The sequence below is a fragment of the Pedobacter montanisoli genome (assembly GCF_022809115.1).
Classification (GTDB): Bacteria; Bacteroidota; Bacteroidia; order Sphingobacteriales; family Sphingobacteriaceae; genus Pedobacter; species Pedobacter montanisoli.
Genome location: NZ_JALGBH010000002.1, coordinates 608,081 through 627,927 on the forward strand (window position 1 = coordinate 608,081; position 19,847 = coordinate 627,927).

At 35.9% G+C, this 19,847-nt stretch carries 18 protein-coding genes and 1 tRNA gene; 7 read left to right on the forward strand and 12 right to left on the reverse strand.

Annotated elements, in window-relative coordinates:
- Position 1: 1 nt before the first annotated feature.
- A complete protein-coding gene (locus MMF97_RS10410) occupies positions 2–628 on the reverse strand; it encodes a SatD family protein (RefSeq protein WP_243362201.1) in 627 nt (208 codons plus the stop codon).
- Between the two features lie 196 nt (positions 629–824).
- On the opposite strand from MMF97_RS10410, the gene MMF97_RS10415 reads away from it, so the two are divergent.
- The 4 genes from MMF97_RS10415 to MMF97_RS10430 all read left to right on the forward strand — a co-directional run bounded on the left by MMF97_RS10415 (position 825) and on the right by MMF97_RS10430 (position 5,318).
- Complete coding sequence (locus MMF97_RS10415; RefSeq protein WP_243362202.1) at positions 825–2,021, forward strand: serine hydrolase domain-containing protein; 1,197 nt, start codon at positions 825–827, stop codon at positions 2,019–2,021.
- Positions 2,022–2,207: 186 nt separating this feature from the next.
- Complete coding sequence (locus MMF97_RS10420; RefSeq protein WP_243362203.1) at positions 2,208–2,903, forward strand: type 1 glutamine amidotransferase domain-containing protein; 696 nt, start codon at positions 2,208–2,210, stop codon at positions 2,901–2,903.
- Positions 2,904–2,912: 9 nt separating this feature from the next.
- Entirely contained in the window at positions 2,913–3,836 is a 924-nt protein-coding gene (locus tag MMF97_RS10425) for an NAD-dependent epimerase/dehydratase family protein (RefSeq protein ID WP_243362204.1), read from the forward strand.
- 339 nt (positions 3,837–4,175) lie between these two features.
- Complete coding sequence (locus MMF97_RS10430; RefSeq protein ID WP_243362205.1) at positions 4,176–5,318, forward strand: serine hydrolase domain-containing protein; 1,143 nt, start codon at positions 4,176–4,178, stop codon at positions 5,316–5,318.
- 28 nt (positions 5,319–5,346) lie between these two features.
- Here MMF97_RS10430 and MMF97_RS10435 read toward each other — a convergent pair whose 3' ends face one another.
- From MMF97_RS10435 to MMF97_RS10445, 3 genes are all read right to left on the reverse strand, one after another.
- On the reverse strand, positions 5,347–5,745 hold the full coding sequence (locus MMF97_RS10435) for an SRPBCC family protein (RefSeq protein ID WP_243362206.1): 399 nt from the start codon (positions 5,743–5,745) through the stop codon (positions 5,347–5,349).
- Positions 5,746–5,900: 155 nt separating this feature from the next.
- Positions 5,901–6,473: a YdeI/OmpD-associated family protein gene (locus tag MMF97_RS10440; protein ID WP_243362207.1), complete on the reverse strand. Its 573-nt coding sequence runs from the start codon at positions 6,471–6,473 to the stop codon at positions 5,901–5,903.
- A 91-nt stretch (positions 6,474–6,564) separates the two neighbouring features.
- Complete coding sequence (locus MMF97_RS10445) at positions 6,565–7,782, reverse strand: S41 family peptidase (RefSeq protein ID WP_243362209.1); 1,218 nt, start codon at positions 7,780–7,782, stop codon at positions 6,565–6,567.
- A gap of 234 nt (positions 7,783–8,016) precedes the next feature.
- Between MMF97_RS10445 and MMF97_RS10450 the strand changes: the two genes are divergently transcribed.
- Positions 8,017–9,540: a TlpA family protein disulfide reductase gene (locus MMF97_RS10450; RefSeq protein WP_243362210.1), complete on the forward strand. Its 1,524-nt coding sequence runs from the start codon at positions 8,017–8,019 to the stop codon at positions 9,538–9,540.
- Between the two features lie 92 nt (positions 9,541–9,632).
- Here MMF97_RS10450 and MMF97_RS10455 read toward each other — a convergent pair.
- The 8 genes from MMF97_RS10455 to MMF97_RS10490 form a co-directional block, all read right to left on the reverse strand.
- A tRNA-Lys gene (locus MMF97_RS10455) sits at positions 9,633–9,705 on the reverse strand.
- 118 nt (positions 9,706–9,823) lie between these two features.
- Positions 9,824–10,438: a dethiobiotin synthase gene (bioD, locus tag MMF97_RS10460; RefSeq protein WP_243362211.1), complete on the reverse strand. Its 615-nt coding sequence runs from the start codon at positions 10,436–10,438 to the stop codon at positions 9,824–9,826.
- A complete protein-coding gene (locus MMF97_RS10465; protein ID WP_243362212.1) occupies positions 10,431–11,558 on the reverse strand; it encodes an aminotransferase class I/II-fold pyridoxal phosphate-dependent enzyme in 1,128 nt (375 codons plus the stop codon). The genes bioD and MMF97_RS10465 overlap by 8 nt, the downstream gene beginning before the upstream one ends.
- Positions 11,559–11,571: 13 nt before the next feature.
- Positions 11,572–12,297, reverse strand: coding sequence for a polyprenol monophosphomannose synthase (locus tag MMF97_RS10470; RefSeq protein WP_243362213.1), 726 nt, complete (start codon positions 12,295–12,297; stop codon positions 11,572–11,574).
- A 97-nt stretch (positions 12,298–12,394) separates the two neighbouring features.
- Positions 12,395–13,975, reverse strand: coding sequence for a peptide MFS transporter (locus tag MMF97_RS10475; protein WP_243362214.1), 1,581 nt, complete (start codon positions 13,973–13,975; stop codon positions 12,395–12,397).
- An 88-nt stretch (positions 13,976–14,063) separates the two neighbouring features.
- Positions 14,064–15,836 carry a peptide MFS transporter gene (locus MMF97_RS10480; RefSeq protein ID WP_243362215.1) on the reverse strand — a complete coding sequence of 591 codons (1,773 nt, stop codon included), beginning with the start codon at positions 15,834–15,836 and terminating at the stop codon, positions 14,064–14,066.
- A 97-nt stretch (positions 15,837–15,933) separates the two neighbouring features.
- Positions 15,934–16,866, reverse strand: coding sequence for a hypothetical protein (locus MMF97_RS10485; RefSeq protein ID WP_243362216.1), 933 nt, complete (start codon positions 16,864–16,866; stop codon positions 15,934–15,936).
- Positions 16,867–16,886: 20 nt separating this feature from the next.
- A complete protein-coding gene (locus tag MMF97_RS10490) occupies positions 16,887–18,065 on the reverse strand; it encodes an acetyl-CoA C-acyltransferase (RefSeq protein ID WP_243362217.1) in 1,179 nt (392 codons plus the stop codon).
- 286 nt (positions 18,066–18,351) lie between these two features.
- On the opposite strand from MMF97_RS10490, the gene MMF97_RS10495 reads away from it, so the two are divergent.
- Positions 18,352–18,600 carry a type B 50S ribosomal protein L31 gene (locus MMF97_RS10495; protein ID WP_138721706.1) on the forward strand — a complete coding sequence of 83 codons (249 nt, stop codon included), beginning with the start codon at positions 18,352–18,354 and terminating at the stop codon, positions 18,598–18,600.
- Between the two features lie 73 nt (positions 18,601–18,673).
- Positions 18,674–19,846, forward strand: coding sequence for a putative sugar nucleotidyl transferase (locus tag MMF97_RS10500; RefSeq protein ID WP_243362218.1), 1,173 nt, complete (start codon positions 18,674–18,676; stop codon positions 19,844–19,846).
- Position 19,847: the final 1 nt, after the last annotated feature.

The following is a 19,847-nucleotide window of genomic DNA, read 5'->3' on the forward strand; positions in this document are numbered from 1 at the left end:
GTTATTGTACTAAGTTGGCAATATATTTTATGGCAGGTTCAAATTCTTTCCATCCGGCAGATTTTAATCTGCTGTTAACCGAGGGCTGAGAGAGAGAAAGTGTTTCTGCAATCTCTTGTTGGGTTTTACCTTCAAGCAACAGGAAAATAACTTCTGCCTGTGCAATTGTCCAGTTACCTATGTATTTATTAATGAAGTTAAGGATAATCTCAATTCCGTTATTCTTGGCAATATTGTTGGTGTGAATAGCTAAAAACTGGTCATCTTTTAGGGTATCGAAATGCCTACCAGAAAGATGAAACGCTTCACCATCAGAGTTGAGTACATTTTTACCCCGATAAGAAACTTCTCCGATACCTATTGAAATTCTTGTGCTTAGAGATACTTTATTTTTTTCGTCTGAGTGCTTTTTGAACCAGCAAATAAGTTGTATGCTTTTGGTTATAGCCTCTAACGCATCATTAAACAATACCTGATAGCTGTCACCTCTAAATATCTCTGCATTTTCCTTTTCTTTGATCCAGGTTTTGAGCAATACTTCAGTTTCTCTGATCAGGTTTTTTCTTTTGGAGGGAGATAATTTGGTGAAATTAATGATATCTCCTGTCATTACAGCTTGTGTTTTCATCAACTTGTGCCTCAAATGTTATATAAATATAGAGTGTTTGTTCTATAAATGCAAATTATAGAGTATTTATTCTATAAGATGTTTTTTTACGTGAATTTTAAGACCGGAAGGATTGCGAGATTAGGTAATTTAATACGTGGTTTCGAACTAAATGATTAAATTGTAAAACGAAAATAATTTAATCAATGTATTGACAATGAAAGCTATACAAGGCATTCTGGCTTTACTTTTTGTGCTGTCTTCAAATTTATTGTACGCTCAAAAGCCTGGCAACGATATTAAAGTTAAAATTGAAAAAGTAGAAAACTCCCTCAGCCCATCGGTTATTAAAGGTAGTGATCAGGTTCCCAACAACAATATTCTTGATAGGATGAAACAGCTTAATGTAAAAGGAGTAAGCATTGCTGTAATCAATAATTATAAGATAGAATGGGTAAAAGCTTATGGTTATGCGGACGAAGAAGAAAACAGAAAGGCTGATGTCAACACCTTATTTCAGGCAGCTTCTATTAGTAAATCTATCAACAGCTTAGGATTTATGAAGTTGGTACAGCTTGGAAAGATAGACCTAGATCAGGATATCAATCATTATCTCAAAAGCTGGAAATTTCCTTATGATAGTGTTTCTAAAAACAAGATCATCACATCAAGAAATTTGTTAAGCCACTCAGGCGGATTAGGCGTTTCGGGTTTTGCAGGTTATGAAAGAACTGCCACAATACCAGATATTGTACAGGTCTTAAACGGAACTTATCCGGCAAATTCAAAAGCCGTCCGTGCTATAAAAGAGCCGGGAATTGCATTTGATTACTCTGGTGGGGGCTCTGTAATCTCTCAACTCATTCTTATTGAAACTGCTGGCGAAAAATATGAGGATTTTATGAAAAGAGAAGTTTTTGAGCCTTTGCAAATGGCCCATAGTCGATATACTGTAAAGAACGATACCTTGAATATTGCATCAGGCTACTATGCCGATGGAAAAAAGGTAAAAGGAAAATACCATTTGTATCCGGAGTATGCTGCGGCCGGCTTGTGGACTACACCAACAGACCTTGCTAAATATATGATAGAATGCCAATTGGCGCTACAAGGCAAATCGGCAAAAGTTCTGTCTAAGAAATATATGGAAGAACGGTTTAAGCCTGTGGTTGATTATGATAAAAGCAAAGTGGCGCTGGGCGTATTTCACCGGTATAAAAACGGAGCATATTATTTTAACCATAACGGAGGTAACGAAGGTTTCACTTGCGCATCTTATGGCAGCCTCGATAAAGGTTACGGAGTGGTGGTTATGACCAATAGCAATAGTCAGGAATTAATGCTCGAAATTTGTAACAGTGTTGCCAGGGTTTACAATTGGGATCGTTTTTTTGTTCCTCAGTTTGCCAAATAGGAATTTAATTACGGTTCGTTTAGAAATAACCCTTAAATATAGATATTTTACTCTATAAACTGCATTTATAGAGCTTTTGTTCTATAATAGAGCACTTTCTGTAGATTATATTGCAAATTTCTTAGATTAATTCGATACTTATACCCAAACAACAGAACTTTATACCTACAAAAGTGTTAACAGGATATGCTAAAGCTATTGATTGTAGTAACCAGTGTAAATAAATACGAGAGTAATGACCTGGAAACAGGATTATGGCTGAGCGAGCTTACACATATTTACCATAGTGCCAAAGAAAAGAGCTACGATATTACCATTGCAAGTCCAAATGGAGGAGATATACCCATAGATCCCGAAAGTTTGAAACCTTTAGTATTAGACAAGATTTCCAAAGATTATTGGGATGATGCCAATTTTAGGAATTTGCTGAGACATACCAAGAGCTTGCAAGAAGTGGAAGAGCAAGAATTTGATGGAGTTTATTTAGCTGGAGGGCACGGTACTATGTATGATTTTCCGAATAATACCCTGTTGCAAGATATCATCAAAAATCATTATGAGAAACATCAAATCGTTGCGGCCATTTGTCATGGCGTGGGCGGCTTGTTAAATGTTAAGCTATCAAATGGAGAATACCTGATCAAAGGTAAAACCTTAACAGGCTTTAACTGGTTTGAAGAAAGTTTGGCAAGGCGTAAAAAGAAAGTACCTTTTAATTTAGAGGCAGCCTTAAAAGAAAGAGGTGCTGATTATAAAAAAGCCTTTATCCCAATGACCTCAAAAGTGGTAACAGACGGTAACCTCATTACCGGACAAAACCCTTTCAGTTCAAAAGAAATGGCAAAGGTGGTTATAGAAGAACTCAAAAGAAATCATAAATAAGCTCAAGAAATGCAAACAATATTAGGTGCTAACGGACAAATAGCAGAAGAACTGGCCAAAGAACTCAAACGAAATTACACCTCAGATATTAGGTTGGTAAGCCGAAATCCAAAAAAAGTAAATGATACGGATACCTTGTTCACCGCCAATTTGTTGGACAGCAAGCAAGCAAATGAAGCGGTAAAAGGCAGTGCTATTGCTTACTTTACTTTAGGTCTTCCGATGGATAGCAAGATGTGGGAAGAGCAATTTCCGTTGATTATGCAAAATGTAATAGCAGCCTGTAAAAAGCATGGTGCTAAACTGGTGTTTTTCGACAATACGTACATGTATCCTCAAGATGATGCAGTATTGACAGAAAAAAGTGCTTTTGCTCCAGTAGGAAGAAAAGGAGAGGTAAGAAGAAAAATTATAAATATGCTGTTGCAGGCAATGGAAAGAGGAGAAGTTGAAGCTGTAATCTGCCGTGCACCAGAGTTTTACGGACCAGGTAAAACCCAAAGCATTACCAATACCTTTATTTTTGATGCTATCAAAGCAAACAAAAAGTTAAAAGTTCCTCTAAGCGATCGTAAATTGAGAAGCTTGATCTGGACACCTGATGCCAGCAGGGCAACCGCCTTGATTGGCAATACACCAGATGCTTACGGGCAAACATGGCATTTGCCTATAGATGAGAACAGATTGACCTATCAGCAGTTTATCAAACTGGCATCAGAAGTTTATGGAAAGGAATTGGATTATACAGTTGTTCCAAGGTTTGTATTTAAGATTGGGGCTCTTTTCAGCAAACGGGCAAAAGAACTGCAAGAACTTTTGCCAAGATATGCGCACAACAATATTTTTGATGTTTCAAAGTTCAAAAACCATTTTCCTGAATTCAAGATCACAACTTATAAAGAAGGAATGATGCAGATAAAAGCTGGAAATTAAAGAATAATTTATCTGTCACATTGAGCTTGTCGAATGTACGAAAATTGATAAATATAGACCCTGAAACGAGTTCAGGCTGACGTAATCGTTTAGGGTGACTTTGTATGAATGTCAAATTGATTTGTTTACTTTGAATACAATCGTTACACTTGATTTTGCCATTTTAATTAGAGTTGGGATTAATCATTACAGAATAAAAACAATAGTTGATAAAGTCAACTATTGTTTTTTGAATTTAAGCCAGACTAGCACAACTTTATTGCAATTGCAAAAGATAATTTACTTTGAAAAAAAAATGCTTTTATGTAGTATTGTGCTAAGCCTTAAATGGTTATGTATATGAAGTCAATTTGTTTTAAGATCTTTGCCGTATTTATCATTCTAGCGCAGTATTGCAACGCACAACAGTCAGGATCCAAATCAGTAATTAAGAGTAATAATCCTTTAAGAACACCTCTCGATAGTTTGGTTCAGCGGGCAGCTGAGCATTATCTGCATGCTCCTGCAACAGTTGATCTGTCTATAGGAATAGTTAAAGACGGAGTACAACATCAGTATAGTTTTCATCGTGGCGAGGGTAATTTAATTCAGAACAATACTTATTTTGGTTTAGGCTCTGTAGCAAAAACTTTTGCCGGTATTATGCTTGCGCAGGCGGTTGTTGAAAAGAAAGTAAAGTTAAGTGATGATATCAGAAAATATTTGCCGGGTAACTATCCAAATTTACAATATAAGGGACATCCGGTAAGATTAGTAGATCTGGCAAATCATACTTCGGCCTTACCTGCCATGTCTAGAGATTACAGCGATAAATACCTGGATAGTATTTCTAAATTGGAACCTAAAGCATTCAGAGCGTTTTATAGCGTTTATACAGCCGATAGCTTGTTTAAAGATATGCACCATTTTACGCTCGATACCATTCCAGGAACCAAATACCGATATAATGGAAACGCAATGATGGTACTGATCGCTATTTTACAACGCGTTTATCATATGCCTTATGAGCAGTTGGTTACTTCATTTCTGAAAAAACAAATTGGAATAGCAGATACCAAAACCCGGTTAACCGCAAATGAAGAGAAACGACTTTTAGCAGGTTATGATGAAAATGGTAAAGCCATAACTTTTATTCCAGATAATGGTTTCAGGGCAGCACCTTCTATGTTTTCTACACCAGCTGATATGCTTAAATATGCCAGTGCTAACCTGAGCAGAAAAAATGCTGCAATTAACCTGAGCCATAAAATTACCTTCACAAAACCAGATGGCACGTATATGGGCCTAAGCTGGATGTTAGGTAAAGAAGACAATGGCTTACCTTTTATCATGCATACAGGTAGAGACGGATTTGGTTTTTCTTCGTTATGTTATCTTTATCCTGATCATCAAACCGCAATTATCATTTTGGTAAATGACAGTACCGGGCAAGAAAGGGTAGCAGATTTAAAGAATGAACTGGTTTCTCATATTTTGCGATAAAGTACAAGCTACCCATTATTCAAAATTTCTAGCCTAAAGTTTTTTCTAAAGCCTTGGGTAACTTTTTCTTCAATTGCTTTTTCCATCCCATTTGCATAATCAAACTAATAATGGCAAGTTTTAATCCCTTATAACCTGAGTGTTCCAGATATAGGATGGTTCCGCCACAAGTTGGTTCTAATGTAAAGCTTAAAATGGTATCTAATTGAGCAAAAATTCCTTTCGTTAATTGATCTGCCTTATCAGAATGGATACCTGCACAAGCAAGTGCTTTTTCGCCTGTAGCTTCGCCACGATAGGTATAAGAAATGTATTTTTGTGGTTCAATGGCAATGATTTTACAATGCGTTATTCCATCCCAACCTTTTTGAGGCTTCATCCTGAACGTAAAATAATGCCCTTGTGTGGGTTCAATGTTGTTCTCCATAAACCAACTGCCTAAAAGCTTAGAATCTGTTAAGGCTTGCCAAACTTGATCTTGGTTATAAGGTAAAAATGCTTTGAGTTTATGGTTCGTGTCATTTTCAATGCAATAATTATTGAAGAGAAACAGACAAATAAAAGAAACTTTGTTCTTTTTGCTTAAAACTGTTTGGGCTTTTTTCTTTGTCCTGCAAGTTCGGCAATTTCATCTATACGCTTCTGTCGGGTTTCAGGCCGTTTGGCTAGCACAAGCCATTGTAGCATCATTTTTTTGATAGTCTTACTTAAACTTAGAAAATAATCTTTTGAACCCTCATGCTTGTTGAATGCTTCTTCCAAATCGTTCGGGATAATCAATTGTTCAACTTCATCCAGAATTGTCCATGAACCATTTTGTTTGGCAATTTCAATACTATCTAAACCTGCCTGTGCCATCAATCCATTGTCTATAAGGCGCTGAATTTTTTCTTTATTAATTTTTGACCAAGTGCTCTGGGCTTTTCGTTTACTGAAAAACTGATGTGAAGATTCTTCGTCTATTTTTACTCTCTTACTATCTATCCAGCCGAAACAAAGCGCTGTATCTACCGCATCGCTCCAGGTAATGGATGGTTTTTCTGATGATTTAACATAAAAAACAACCCATACATCTTTTTTTAAAAAATGGTTCTCTGCTAACCATTCACGCCACGCTTCCGGGCTTTTTGGATAAAATACTTCTGTTTCTTGCATTCTTTAGTTTAAGGCTGTTTTTCCAAGTTTTATGCTTAAAGATGCAAAAAATCTTTAATATCAATAGGGTTTGGTGAAAGGCATAGATCTGTTATAGGGTACTTTTATTTTTATATACCTGCATCAGAGCTTCATCTTTTCCTTCTATGAAGTTTTTAATCGAATACTTCACATCAACATCAGGTTTTAGTGGCCCCTTTTTACCTTTCCAGGTTTCCCAATATCTGGTAGAGTAAGCGATTACTATTTTAGTTTTTGGTAAACTAAATCCCCTTACTTCTCCATAATGATTGATATTGCCACTGGTAGGTTCGCCAATAAAAAAGGCATTTGTGTTTCTTTTTAAATCAACCGCATTCATTACCGCTGAGGAGAATGTTTTTTTGCCAATTAACACAAAGAATTTTCCCTTCTGGTTAAAGTAACTATCCTTGATTTTTTCTATAAATGGAGTTAAAACACCTGAGTTTCCCCCATTATTGTAGCGTAGGTCAAGTATGATTTTTTCTGGCTTATGTTGGGTTATAAAAGCGAACAGTTCATCATTAAATTTTGAGAAAGGAACATCCTGTTCTTCCTGACATTTATTGTAATTGAAATAAAGTACTTTCCTATCAGGATCATAGTTGAACCAATAGTTTCCTTTTTCTTTTTTAGATAGCAGGTTAACTTGAGCAAAAGCTAATTTTATGTCGGTAATATCATTGCCCTTAATGGCTGCTAATTTAATTTTTACCTGTTTATTGTTTTTATCAATCAAGGTAAATTCGGCTTCATCGTCAGAATTAATAATACCTAAACCTTTTAAAAAAGCAGGATTATTAATGTAATGAAGGAGATGGTCATCAAAGTAAGACTGATTTTCGCTTTGAATAATTTCTTTGAATAAAGAGATTACATTAGCGGTGCTTTGGTTGTTGATAGCGATTAGTTTGGCTTGCAGAAGATCCGAATTGGCTTCATCTATACCTGTTACGAAAAGTCCTTCCTTAAAAAGTTCAAATTGAATAGGAAGAATTTTAGTGAATTTTGGTTCAACAAAGGTATGTTCATCTCCAATACTTACCATAAGTTTAAAAAGTTCGGTAGTAAAGGTTTCATAATCTAAAGCACCGGCTTTACTTATAACGGCATCTACCTTGGTTTTAAAATTTGCCTGCGTGATTTTTGCAAAAAGATTTGTATGCTTAATAGGTAAAGTTTTTTTGAGAAACTCCAGATCTTCTATAAAATCGGCTTTTGATAAGCTTTGAGCGAAGCCAAAATGAGCAATTAATGTAAAGAAGATAAGAACAATGATTTTCTTCATGTTTGGTTAATAGTTATGATTCTCGGAATATATGTACCATGAAAAGACAAGTATTTTTTAAGAATGTTGCATCAGAAAGCAAATGATTAGAAGTATTAATCTCCTTAACGGATTATTGCTAGTATAAGGAAAAGTGAATTATATGTGCAAAAATTTCACATATTTGGGAAACAGCTTTTAAATGTTGAAAATAGTAATGACCTAAATATTCCGCTAACTAAAATTAAGATTTCTATGCTTAAAAAATATCCTTACATCTTTGCTGCATCTTTTTGCCTTTTGTTCTTGTTATCGTTTAAGTCAACAACTGATAAGTTAATAGATGTTCCTATTCTTATAAAAGCAGGTACAGCCAAAATAACAGGAAGCATAACAAGTCTTGGAAATGCCAATAAGAACAATATTTATGTAGATATTATTGCTCCACAACCTATTTCGGGAGAAAAAGCTAGATACAAAACGCTTGTTGATCAATATGGAAAATTCTCTATCGATATTGATGTTGAAACACAAATTTCGCTAATTATCTTAAAAACAAGCTTTGATGAGGAGAGACCCCTTTTTGTTAAATTAACAAGTGGTGGAGTTACGAACATTAATATAGTCTATAATTTGAATGATGAAATCCACAACATTGAGTTAATACCTGCCACGAATAAAAATGATGTTACTCTAGGCTTTGAGGTTCTGGATAAAATGTTAAGATATCAACCAAGCAGGGCACCAGAACCTTTGTACAATAAAAGTACAGTGTATTATCTGAATTATTTTAAAGAAGTATTATCAGAAAGATTAGCAGTTGTAGATAATGATACATTGTTATCTGAAGAATTTAAAAAAATGTTATCTAAAGATTTCAAATTATTTGCATATAGAGGATCTCCCTTTGATTATGCAGAGGCGATGAGGATAAATTATCGGAACATTAACCCTAATGAAAGTAAGCAGCCTGATATCCAAAAAATTGATAGATCATATTTTGGTTTCCTGAAAGATTTCAAGCTCAATGACCCGCAATATTTGCAATGTCCTACGTTTTTGGAATTTCAAAGCAGAATTCTCCAAAATGAAGTATTGGATCTCCCTGAAATTGGAGAAAGTGAGATTTCTTCCTGGTTGGCAAAGGTAAAAGCTATCTTATCGGACTTGGTTGGTTTCAATAATGGACCCTATTATGATATTTTAGCCGCTAATGCTTATGCCAGACAACTAAATGAAGAAGTAAGACCATTAACCGACAAGCAAAAAGAGAATATTGAAAAATATTGGAAAAATGGAGAGATCGCCAAAATACTATTACGAAAAAATCAAAAGATTGCTGAATTAGGCGAGTTCAAACTACCTGTTGTAATCAATGAAATCTCATCTGTTTCAGATGATAAAGTTATTGAAACAATTCTTTCTAAGTATAAGAACAAGGTTGTTTTGATTGACCTTTGGGCCACTTGGTGCGTGCCTTGTCTAAATGCAATGGAACAATTCAGGAGCACAAAAAACGAGTTTAAGAATAAGAATGTCACATTTGTATATCTAACAAATGTATCCTCACCTAAAAAGTTATGGGAAGAAAAAATTAAAGGCATAGGCAGTGAACATTATTATCTGAAAGACTCTCAATGGGGGCACATTATGAATCATTTTGGTTTCGAAGCCATTCCTTCATATCTGTTATACAACAAAGAAGGTGTACTCATTAATAAGTTTACGGCCTTTCCCGGAAATGAGAAGATGAAGGAGATGATAAATGGTCTACTATAGAAAATGAATAGGTAAGTTTATAATTACTTATTATCTTCAGAACTTCAGATACCTTTTAATAGAAAAAGCCTCAACTTTTGTTGAGGCTTTTGTGATCCCGCTGGGATTCGAACCCAGGACCACTACATTAAAAGTGTAATGCTCTACCAGCTGAGCTACGGAATCATCGTTTTTGATTAACGAGGTGCAAATATAGAATTTATTAAAAATACATGCAAGAAAAAATATAACATTTTCTTTTAGTGATTGGTTTATAGTTGCTTAAATTTAAAATTAGCTGTTTTTAAGCAAGGTTTATATGCTGAGCAGCTTCCTTTATGCCGCTTTTGTCAAGATTTTTCAGTTGCGGAATACGTCCGAGAAAAGGAAGGTTTGTATAATTCAAGATATAACTTTGACTTTCCGCATTCTCTTCCCCACAAAAAAGAATGCCTTTAATCTTTATGCCATGCTGTTTAAGCGTATTTATGGTAAGCAGGGTGTGATTGATGCTGCCCAAATAATTACTGCTTACCACAATGGTTTCTAAGTTAAGATGGGTAATCAGATCTAAGATAAGATCTTTGTCATTTAAGGGTACCATCAATCCACCGGCACCTTCAACAATTAAAGAACGCGTTGTTTCGGGTAAAGAAAACTGATCTAAAGTAATTTCTATTTCATCTAATTTAGCTGAAAGATGAGGGGATAAGGGTTGGCTAAGGCGGTATGTTTCAGGATGGATAACAGTTTGGCTATTACTGATCAAGCTTTCAATAGTTAAGCTATCGCTTTGGTCTAAATCTCCAGATTGGATGGGTTTCCAGTAATCGGCATTTAATTTTTCTACCAATACGGCACTGGCTACGGTTTTACCTATTCCGGTTCCAATTCCGGTAACAAAATATTTATTATTCATGTGATTTTAGTTTTGAAATAAGCCCTTCAATGGCTTCAGGTGTGTTGAAGCTATGTAGGCAAATTCTTAATCGTTCTGTACCTTTAGATACAGTAGGACTTAAGATGGCCCTGACATCATAGCCTGCTTCTTGCAGATAAAGAGCCATACCTCTAGCTTTTTCTGCGCTACCTAAAATAATGGTTTGTATTGCACTTAAACTATCTATACAAGACCCTTTAAGTGTAGAAGTCAGTTTTCTATATAAAGCGATGTTTTGATACAGGTTTTGCTGGTAATTTTGTTCTGTGAGTAGAGCATAAGCGGCTCTTATACTCATAATACCATGCAAAGGCATTGCGGTAGTATAGATAAAAGAACGGGCAAAATTAATAAGGTAATTTCTCAGGTTAAGACTACCTAAAACAGCAGCTCCATGACATCCCAAAGCCTTACCAAAAGTAACTACGCAGGCAAATATTTTATCGTTTAATCCATTTTGATGAACCAAACCTCTGCCATAATCTCCAAAAACACCAATAGCGTGGGCCTCGTCAACAATGAGATGGGCACCGTATTTTTCGCAGGTTTCATAAATACTCTCTAAAGGAGCCATATCGCCATCCATAGAATATATGCTTTCTATTACCACATAGATTGTACCTTTTGCTTTTTGTAGCTTTAATTCAAGATCATGAATATTGTTATGCTTAAATTTTAGCCTGTCGGCAAAACTTAACCTGGCACCATCAATTAGACTGGCATGTGTAAGTTCATCATAAATAATGGTATCGCCACGTTGACCCAAAGAGGAGAGCAGCCCTAGATTGGCATCGTAACCCGAATTAAATATCAGCGCACTTTCAGTTTCATGAAAACGGGCAATGAAATTTTCTGTTTCTTCGGTAAATTTTCTGTTTCCGGTTAATAACCTGGAGCCACCAGAACCATTTTCAGCTATTCCTTTTTGTTGCTCAAGGGCTTCGATTTTATCTTTTAACAAAGATGATTTGGCGAAGCCTAAATAATCATTTGAACAAAAGTCAATAAGGTTGGGATTAGAAACAGATAAGCAGCGTAAGTTGTGAGATTGTTTACGTTCTTCTAATTTTTTAATCAGAAAATCTTCTGCCTTTTTCATCAGCAATTTGTACTTATCTTTTATAAGACCTGAACCAGCTGTTTATTTTCATTTGTATAACACCCAGAAAAGCTTCCCTGAAAATTTTTGTGCTCATTTTTGAGGTGCCTTCTGTACGATCGGTAAAGATAATGGGAACTTCAACTACATTAAAACCATACTTAATGGCTGTAAATTTCATTTCAATCTGGAAAGCGTAGCCTACAAACTTAATCTTATCTAAAGGTATAGTTTCCAAAACAATCCTTCTGTAACATTTAAAACCGGCAGTAGCATCTTGTATTTGTATGCCTGTAATAAATCTTACATACATTGAAGCGAAATAAGACATCAATACCCTGCCCATAGGCCAGTTTACCACATTAACGCCTTTTACATACCTTGAACCTATAGCTACATCTGCACCGTTTATACAGGCTTCTCTCAATCTCACCAGATCATCAGGATTGTGAGAAAAATCGGCATCCATTTCAAAAATATATTCATAATTGTGACTGAGTGCCCATTTAAAGCCATGAATGTAAGCAGTACCTAAACCCAATTTTCCGCTGCGCTGTTCTAATTGTAAACCTGTAAATTCTTTTTGCAAGTCTTGTACAATGGTAGCTGTACCATCCGGAGAACCATCATCAATGATCAGCACATCTATATCGGCATTTAAGGAAAAAACTTTCCTGATGATGCGTTCAATGTTTTCTTTCTCGTTATAAGTAGGGATGATTACAAGGCTGTTTGACACGGGATGTATTTATATTTCTAACCGACGAAATTAGCTATTAAAAACTAAAAGCCCCAAACAAATATTCGAGGCTTTAGTTAAATGATGTTAAAATCTATTAATGTATGCCATGCATCCATTTACGCAATAACGGGTTAAGCAAGAAAAGTATCAATCCGGCTACCACAGGAATAAACGTAAAGATCAGGAAGAAAATCGAAATAGAATAAGTAGAACTAATGTAATCGATTAAACCACCTGTTTTGCCAGCCAGCCAGTTACCTATAGCTGTACAGGTAAACCAGAAGCCAAACATTAAGCCTACAAATTTGGCAGGAGCCAGTTTACTTACATAAGATAAACCTACAGGAGAAACACAAAGCTCTCCAATGGTGTGGAACAAATAAGCAAATATTAACCAGAACATGCTTACTTCGGCAGTGGTTGCACCTTTAGGAATGTTCATGCCGCCATAAGCCAGTCCGGCAAAGCCTAAACCAACAAAGATTAAACCGAAGGCAAACTTAACCGGTCCGCTTGGATTGATCTTGGTTTCCCATAATTTAGAGAAAACGGGAGCAAGGGCAACAATAAAGAACGAGTTCAAAATACCAAACCACGAGGCAGGAACTTCTGTATTTACGGCATTAAATTCTTTTTGGATCTTCCAGATGGCTAAAATCCATATAATGAAAAAACTCAGTCCTGTGAAAATAATGGTTGCAGGGTATTTGCTAAATATTTTCTTGCCTAAGCCCAGTAAAACCACTGTAACAGCTATAAGTGGAAATATGGTTAACAATGCATCAGACCATTTAAATAAAGTAGCTGTAGAACCTGTAAGGTTACGTAAGGTGTAATCTTTGGCAAAGATGGTCATAGAACCTCCGGCCTGCTCAAATACCATCCAAAAGAAAATGGTAAAAATAGACAGTACCCCAATAACCCACATACGTTGGTTAACTACTTTGCTTGGCAATTCACCATCGCTGGCCGCTTCTTTGTTGTTATTCTTGATTACATTGATACCTATTTTACCAAAGATTTTTTGGCCAAAATAGAATTGCAACATACCAAAGAACATAAAAATACCTGCTAAACCAAAGCCCCAGTGCCATCCTATTTTCTCACCTACATATCCACACATTAAAATGCCTAAAAAGGCACCTGAGTTAATACCCATATAAAAAATGGTGTATGCAGCATCTTTCTTTTTTTCGCCAGAAGCAGGATATAACTGACCCACCATTGATGAAATATTCGGTTTGAATAAACCATTACCTGTGATCATTAAAAATAGACCTAGATAGAAAAAGTTAGAATTAACACCTTCTAAAGCCATAGATGCATGACCCAAAGTCATGATCAATGCCCCTAAAATAATGGCTTTACGATAACCAGTAAGCCTATCAGCAATATAACCACCTAAAATAGGGGTAAGGTAAACAAGACCAGTGTACCAAGAATACAGGTTAAGCGCCTCAGGACGTGTCCAGCCCCAACCACCTTTACTGATTTCACTTACCAAAAACAGCGTAAGTAAAGCACGCATGCCGTAGTAACTAAAGCGTTCCCACATTTCGGTGAAAAACAATACAAAAAGGCCCACTGGATGCTGAATAAGCTTAGCTTGTTCAATACCCGACCGCTCTAAATAAAGATCCAATTCCTGATCTTGCTGATTTAAATTATCTGACACGTTTATTTTTAGTTTAGTTGAATATTATTAGTTGACGTTTTGAAAATAAAAAAAGCCTTTGATAATTCAAAGGCTTTATAAGTTGGTGTTACCTTACACCGTGCATTAATTTTTTTAGCACAGGTGTTAGTAACATAATAAATACACCTAATGCAAACGGTACCAGTGTAAAAATCAGGAAGAAGGTTTTCATAGAATATTGTGCTGTGATCTCATCGATCATTCCGCCCATTTTTCCTGCAATTTTATTTCCGATGGCAATAGCCAGGTACCAAATACCAAACATGATGGCAATCATACGTCCCGGTACGAGTTTACTTACATAAGATAGACCTACAGGAGAAATGAACAATTCTCCCAAAGTATGAAAAAGATAAGCTAGAATCAGCCATATCATACTTACAGAAGCAGTTTTTGCACCCGAAGGGATAGAAAGTGAACCATAAGCTAAAGCGGCAAAACCTATACCCAATAAGATCATTCCAATACCGTTCTTTATAGTAGCAAAAGGAGAATATTTGCTTTCCCATAATTTAGATACAAGCGGAGCCAATGATATAATAAACAAAGAGTTCATTATACCGAACCAAGTAGCTGGAACCTCTGCTTTAACATCTTTATATTGAGCGCTCAACATATAAATTACAAGGCCCCATATAATTAAAAATCCTGTAGCTAAAATCACGTTACCTAAAGCAAAACGCTTAAATGTTTTAGAGAATAATTTGATCAGTACAAATGAAATAATTAAGAGCGGAGTTACTGTAATTAAAGTATTGGCAATGTTGAACAATAGTTTCTGGTTTCCTTCTAAAACCCTAGCCGTATAATCTTTGGCAAAGATGGTCATAGATCCACCTGCTTGCTCAAAAGATGCCCAGAAGAAGATGGTAATGAAAGCCAATATAATTACCGCAATCATTTTATCGCGTAAAACAGGTGTGTATTGGCTAATTCTTTTAATCAGAATAAACACAAAAAGTACCAGTGCTGCTAAAATGGCAAAGTTACTGCCCGTTAATCCTGCAACTTCAAAATTGAAAAAGTTAACTGAGGTGATCTTAGAAAGTGGATCGTTGATGGTCCATAAAAGCCCTACAACAGAAATGATCGCAATAATAGAAATATCAAATTTTGAGAATGGATTTCTTTTAGCTTCTTCAGGTGATTCGTTTTCTTCAACTACTACCTCATTTTTCTCAGGCTTAACCCCTATATTGCCAAAAATATTTCTGGTAAAATAGAACTGAAGCATACCTATAAACATAAATATACCTGCTAAACCAAAACCGTAACTCCAACCCCAATCAGGACTTTCGCCTATATAACCACATAAAAGCATACCTAAGAAAGCGCCTGAATTTACACCCATATAGAAAATGGTATAAGCGCCATCTTTTTTCTCAGGATGTTTTTTATACATATGCGAAAGGATGGAAGTCATGTTAGGTTTAAAGAAACCATTACCCAAAACCAAAAGGCCTAATCCCAGATACATAAAAATAGGATCAAATTCCATAGCCATAGAAAGGTGGCCTAAGGTCATTAATGAGGCACCTACAATAACGGCAGCTCTGTAACCGATGATTTTATCGGCAATGTAACCACCCAGAATAGGTGTAAGGTAAGCTAATGAGGTATATGAACCATAAATAGCCAAAGCGGTTTCTCTTGGCCAGCCCCAACCCGGATTCATACCCGTTATAGAAGATGTTAAGAAAAGAACCAATAGTGCCCGCATTCCATAATACGAGAAACGTTCCCACATTTCGGTAAAGAACAGCACAAAAAGCCCCGCAGGGTGGCCTATAACTTTGTCTTTAAAAAGATCATTGTTGCTTTCTGCAGTAGTAACTTGCATAATTTTAATCAGATATAAATTTAGTTTTAGTGTGTGTTAAAAAAGTAAAGCTCGCAATATAGTTGAATGTAAGGAGAGTTTTGTTATTTATAGCTATTTAATTAGCTTTTTTTAAGAGGGTAGTGGCTTTAACAGGTGGTTTATAATGCTCATCCTGTACAGATGGGTCGTTTTTTAATGTAATGTTTTCTTTGAGTTTGAAACGGTTATAATTGATTATATAACCATCAAAACTTGAATCAGATACATAGTATTCAAACTGATCTTTCATAGAAGGCTCATAAGGAGCCAAATGGTCAAAAACAATCATGCTTACAGACCGGTTATAGGTAAGTGTCATACTGTTTTTGCTGCTGTATTCAAAAATAACCCGGTTCTTGAGTGTGTTGCTGTTAACGGCAGTTTCAAATATTTTTTTGCCAAAAATGGCTTCGTCTTTGTCTAAGGTCAACACTTCAATTACTTTCTGAGTTGTCTTATTTGTATAGCCTTTCCATCCTAATAAAATAAAATAAGAAGGCTGATTATTATAACTGCTTACAGGCATGATTTCATAGTAACGTGCGCCGTACCAGTTTTTGGCGTTTGTAATTGCATCCGGATCAGAAATCTGTGATGTGGCATCGTTTAGTGGAACAAGTTTCAATTGCCCATCTTTTGTGGGCAATTGAATAGTTCCGTAAAATTTATAAGTTCCGTTGCTGAGTGCTAAAGACCAGGTAAAAATCTTGAAAGAATTATTGGGTGCTTTTAAGATGCTGATGTTTTTTAATGAATCGAAATTAAAAGCATAAGAATGAGGCGTTTTTAAGGCCTTTACCAATTCTTTCACAAAATGTGTATTCTGAGCGATTTTTCCTTCATCATTTTCAATGTTAAAGGTAGAATCGCTGATATCTGCCAGACTAATCTGTAATTTATTTAGCAAGGCTAAATTGCCGGGTGTAAGCTGGCTCTGGGCCTTTGCAAAAGATCCCCAAACCAAAATCAATCCGGTTAAACATAAAAGCCTTACAAAATTCTTAAGCATAGTTTAGCTTGTAAAACTCCTTAATGCAGATTTTCTACAACTATTGCACTTGCGCCACCACCACCGTTACAGATACCGGCAACACCAATCTTTCCATTGTTTTGTTGTAAAACAGCTAAAAGAGTAACCACAATACGGGCACCTGATGCACCAAGCGGATGACCAATTGCTACTGCACCGCCGTTGATGTTTACGTTATCGCTGCTTAAGTTTAATTCTTTATTGTTGGCTAAAGATACCACAGAGAAAGCCTCATTGATCTCGAAATAATCTACATCTTTAATGTCAACATTTGCTTTATGTAAAGCTAAGGGAATGGCTTTAGCAGGAGCAGTAGTGAACCATTCTGGTGCTTGTTGTGCATCTGCATACGATAAGATTTTAGCCAATGGCTTTAAGCCCAATTCTTTTGCTTTATCTGCACTCATCAATACCAAAGCTGCAGCTCCGTCATTTAAAGACGATGCATTTGCGGCAGTAACCGTACCATCTTTTTTAAATACCGGTTTTAAACCAAGGATCTTGTCAAATTTAACTGCTGCAGGTTCCTCATCATTTTCAAATAAGGTTATTTCTCCTTTTTTATTTTTAAGCTCAACTGGTGTAATTTCGCTCGTAAACTTGCCTTCCTGTTGTGCTTTCTGCGCTCTTTGGTAAGATTGTATTGCATAATTATCTTGCTCTTCACGGCTAAAGTGACAGGTTTCTGCACAAAGTTCAGCAGCAGAACCCATATGGTAATCATTATAAACATCCCACAAACCATCTTTTACCAAACCGTCTGTAATTTGTCCATGGCCTAAACGGTAACCATTACGGGCTTTATCTAAATAATAAGGAACATTGCTCATGCTTTCCATACCACCTGCAACAATAATATCTTTATCGCCAAGGGCAATAGCTTGTGCAGCTAACATAATAGCTTTAGTGCCCGATGCACAAACTTTGTTAATGGTTGTAGCAGGAATATCAGGAAGACCAGCAAATTTAACGGCTTGCGTAGCAGGAGCCTGACCAAGATTTGCCGACAATACGTTTCCCATATAAACTTCCTGTACATCAGCAGGTTTGATACCGGCTTTTTCTATAGCTGATTTTATGACAATGGCACCTAACTGGGTAGCCGAGAATGCGGAAAGAGAACCACCAAAGCTACCAATAGGTGTGCGGGTAGCCGAAACAATTACTACATCTTTCATAGTTTTAAATTACTTTAAATAAAATTGGTTAGTACGGCAAAGATAGTCGATTTTATGAATTAGCTTTACTATTTCTGTTTTGCTGTACATAAAACGGGATTTATTCAAAAATTATTCTGAACACACTTGTTTCTAAAAAAAATAATTAGGATATTTGCAACCTCTAAAAAGGAAGATAGAGAAAAACAAATTGCTAATTAGAAACTGATCATCAATATTATTGCCAGCAAATTGCAATTAAATGTTTTTGGGGTTTCAATAAATAAATATTAAACACAGAATTAAAATGAAAAAAGATTTGCATCCATCAAGCTACAGATTTGTTGTTTTTAAAGATATGTCTAATGACTACGCTTTTTTAACTAAATCTTGTGTAGAAACTAAAGAAACAATTAAATGGGAAGATGGAAATGAATATCCATTATACAAATTAGAGATTTCTCATACTTCTCACCCTTTTTACACTGGTAAAATGAAATTGGTTGACACTGCCGGACGTATTGATAAATTCAAAAATCGTTACGCAAAAAAATAGTCAGCTATTAATTGATAGATATTTAAAGTCTCGGGTGTATATACTCTCGAGACTTTTTTTATTTTTGTAACCTATGAAAATCAATTTTTTTGATGATCAATCTTGGGAACGGTTAAGGCCTCTTACTTTTACGCGGCCGGTTGCCGACCTGAGGATAGGTATTTTGACCATTGCCGAAAAGTGGTCTAAACATCTTAATGCCAGCTCTTATGGCTATTGTACACAGCCTTATCTAAGTGTCAAATACGCATCAATAGAGGCTGAGCTTTTTATCAATGGTTCGGTTTGCCCAAATAGTTATCTCGTAGATAAAATTACCAATCTTAAAGAAAGCGAATATCTTTTGCATAAGCAATGTGTTATTGCGTATAGATGCAAAGAAAATGTTGCTTATCAATTGGTTGCAGAAAAGCTAACTCCTGTAACTGTAGAAAATAACTTCCTAAAAATAGAATACCCAGAGCATATATTTGGCTTTAACGATAAAGAACTGACAAATGATTTTAACTTGCTTACTAGTGGTAGAACTTCTGCTGCTATAAGTAGTACAAATACAATTTTAGGCGATCAGTTTTTTGCAGAAGAGGGAGCCATTGCCGAGTGTTCTACTTTTAACACTTTACAAGGACCTATTTATTTAGGTAAAAAGAGTGAAGTGTGGGAAGGGTGCCATATCCGAGGGTCATTTGCTTTATGCCATGATTCGCAGGTGAAAATGGGAGCCAAGATTTATGGAAAAACAACTATAGGGCCTTTTAGCCGTGTGGGAGGTGAGATTAACAATGCCGTAATCTGGGGCTACTCTTCTAAAGGGCATGATGGTTATCTGGGTAATGCGGTTTTGGGGCAGTGGTGCAACATTGGTGCAGACAGCAATAACTCTAACCTGAAAAATAATTACGCTGAAGTTCGTTTATGGGATTATACGGTAGAAAGCTTCAGAAAAACAGGCTTGCAGTTTTGCGGATTGATTATGGCCGATCATGCCAAATGTGCCATCAATACCATGTTTAATACAGGTACTGTAGTGGGCGTGAGCGCTAATGTTTTCGGGCCGGGTTTTCCACGTAATTTTATCCCTGATTTTGCATGGGGGGGAGCGCATGGTTTTGACATCTATACCATTCATAAAATGCTCGAAACAGCCAAATTGGTATTTGAAAGAAGAAATATCGTTTTAGACGAAACAGAGATAAATATATTAACACACATTTTTGATATTACACAACCGTACAGACGTTTTTAGA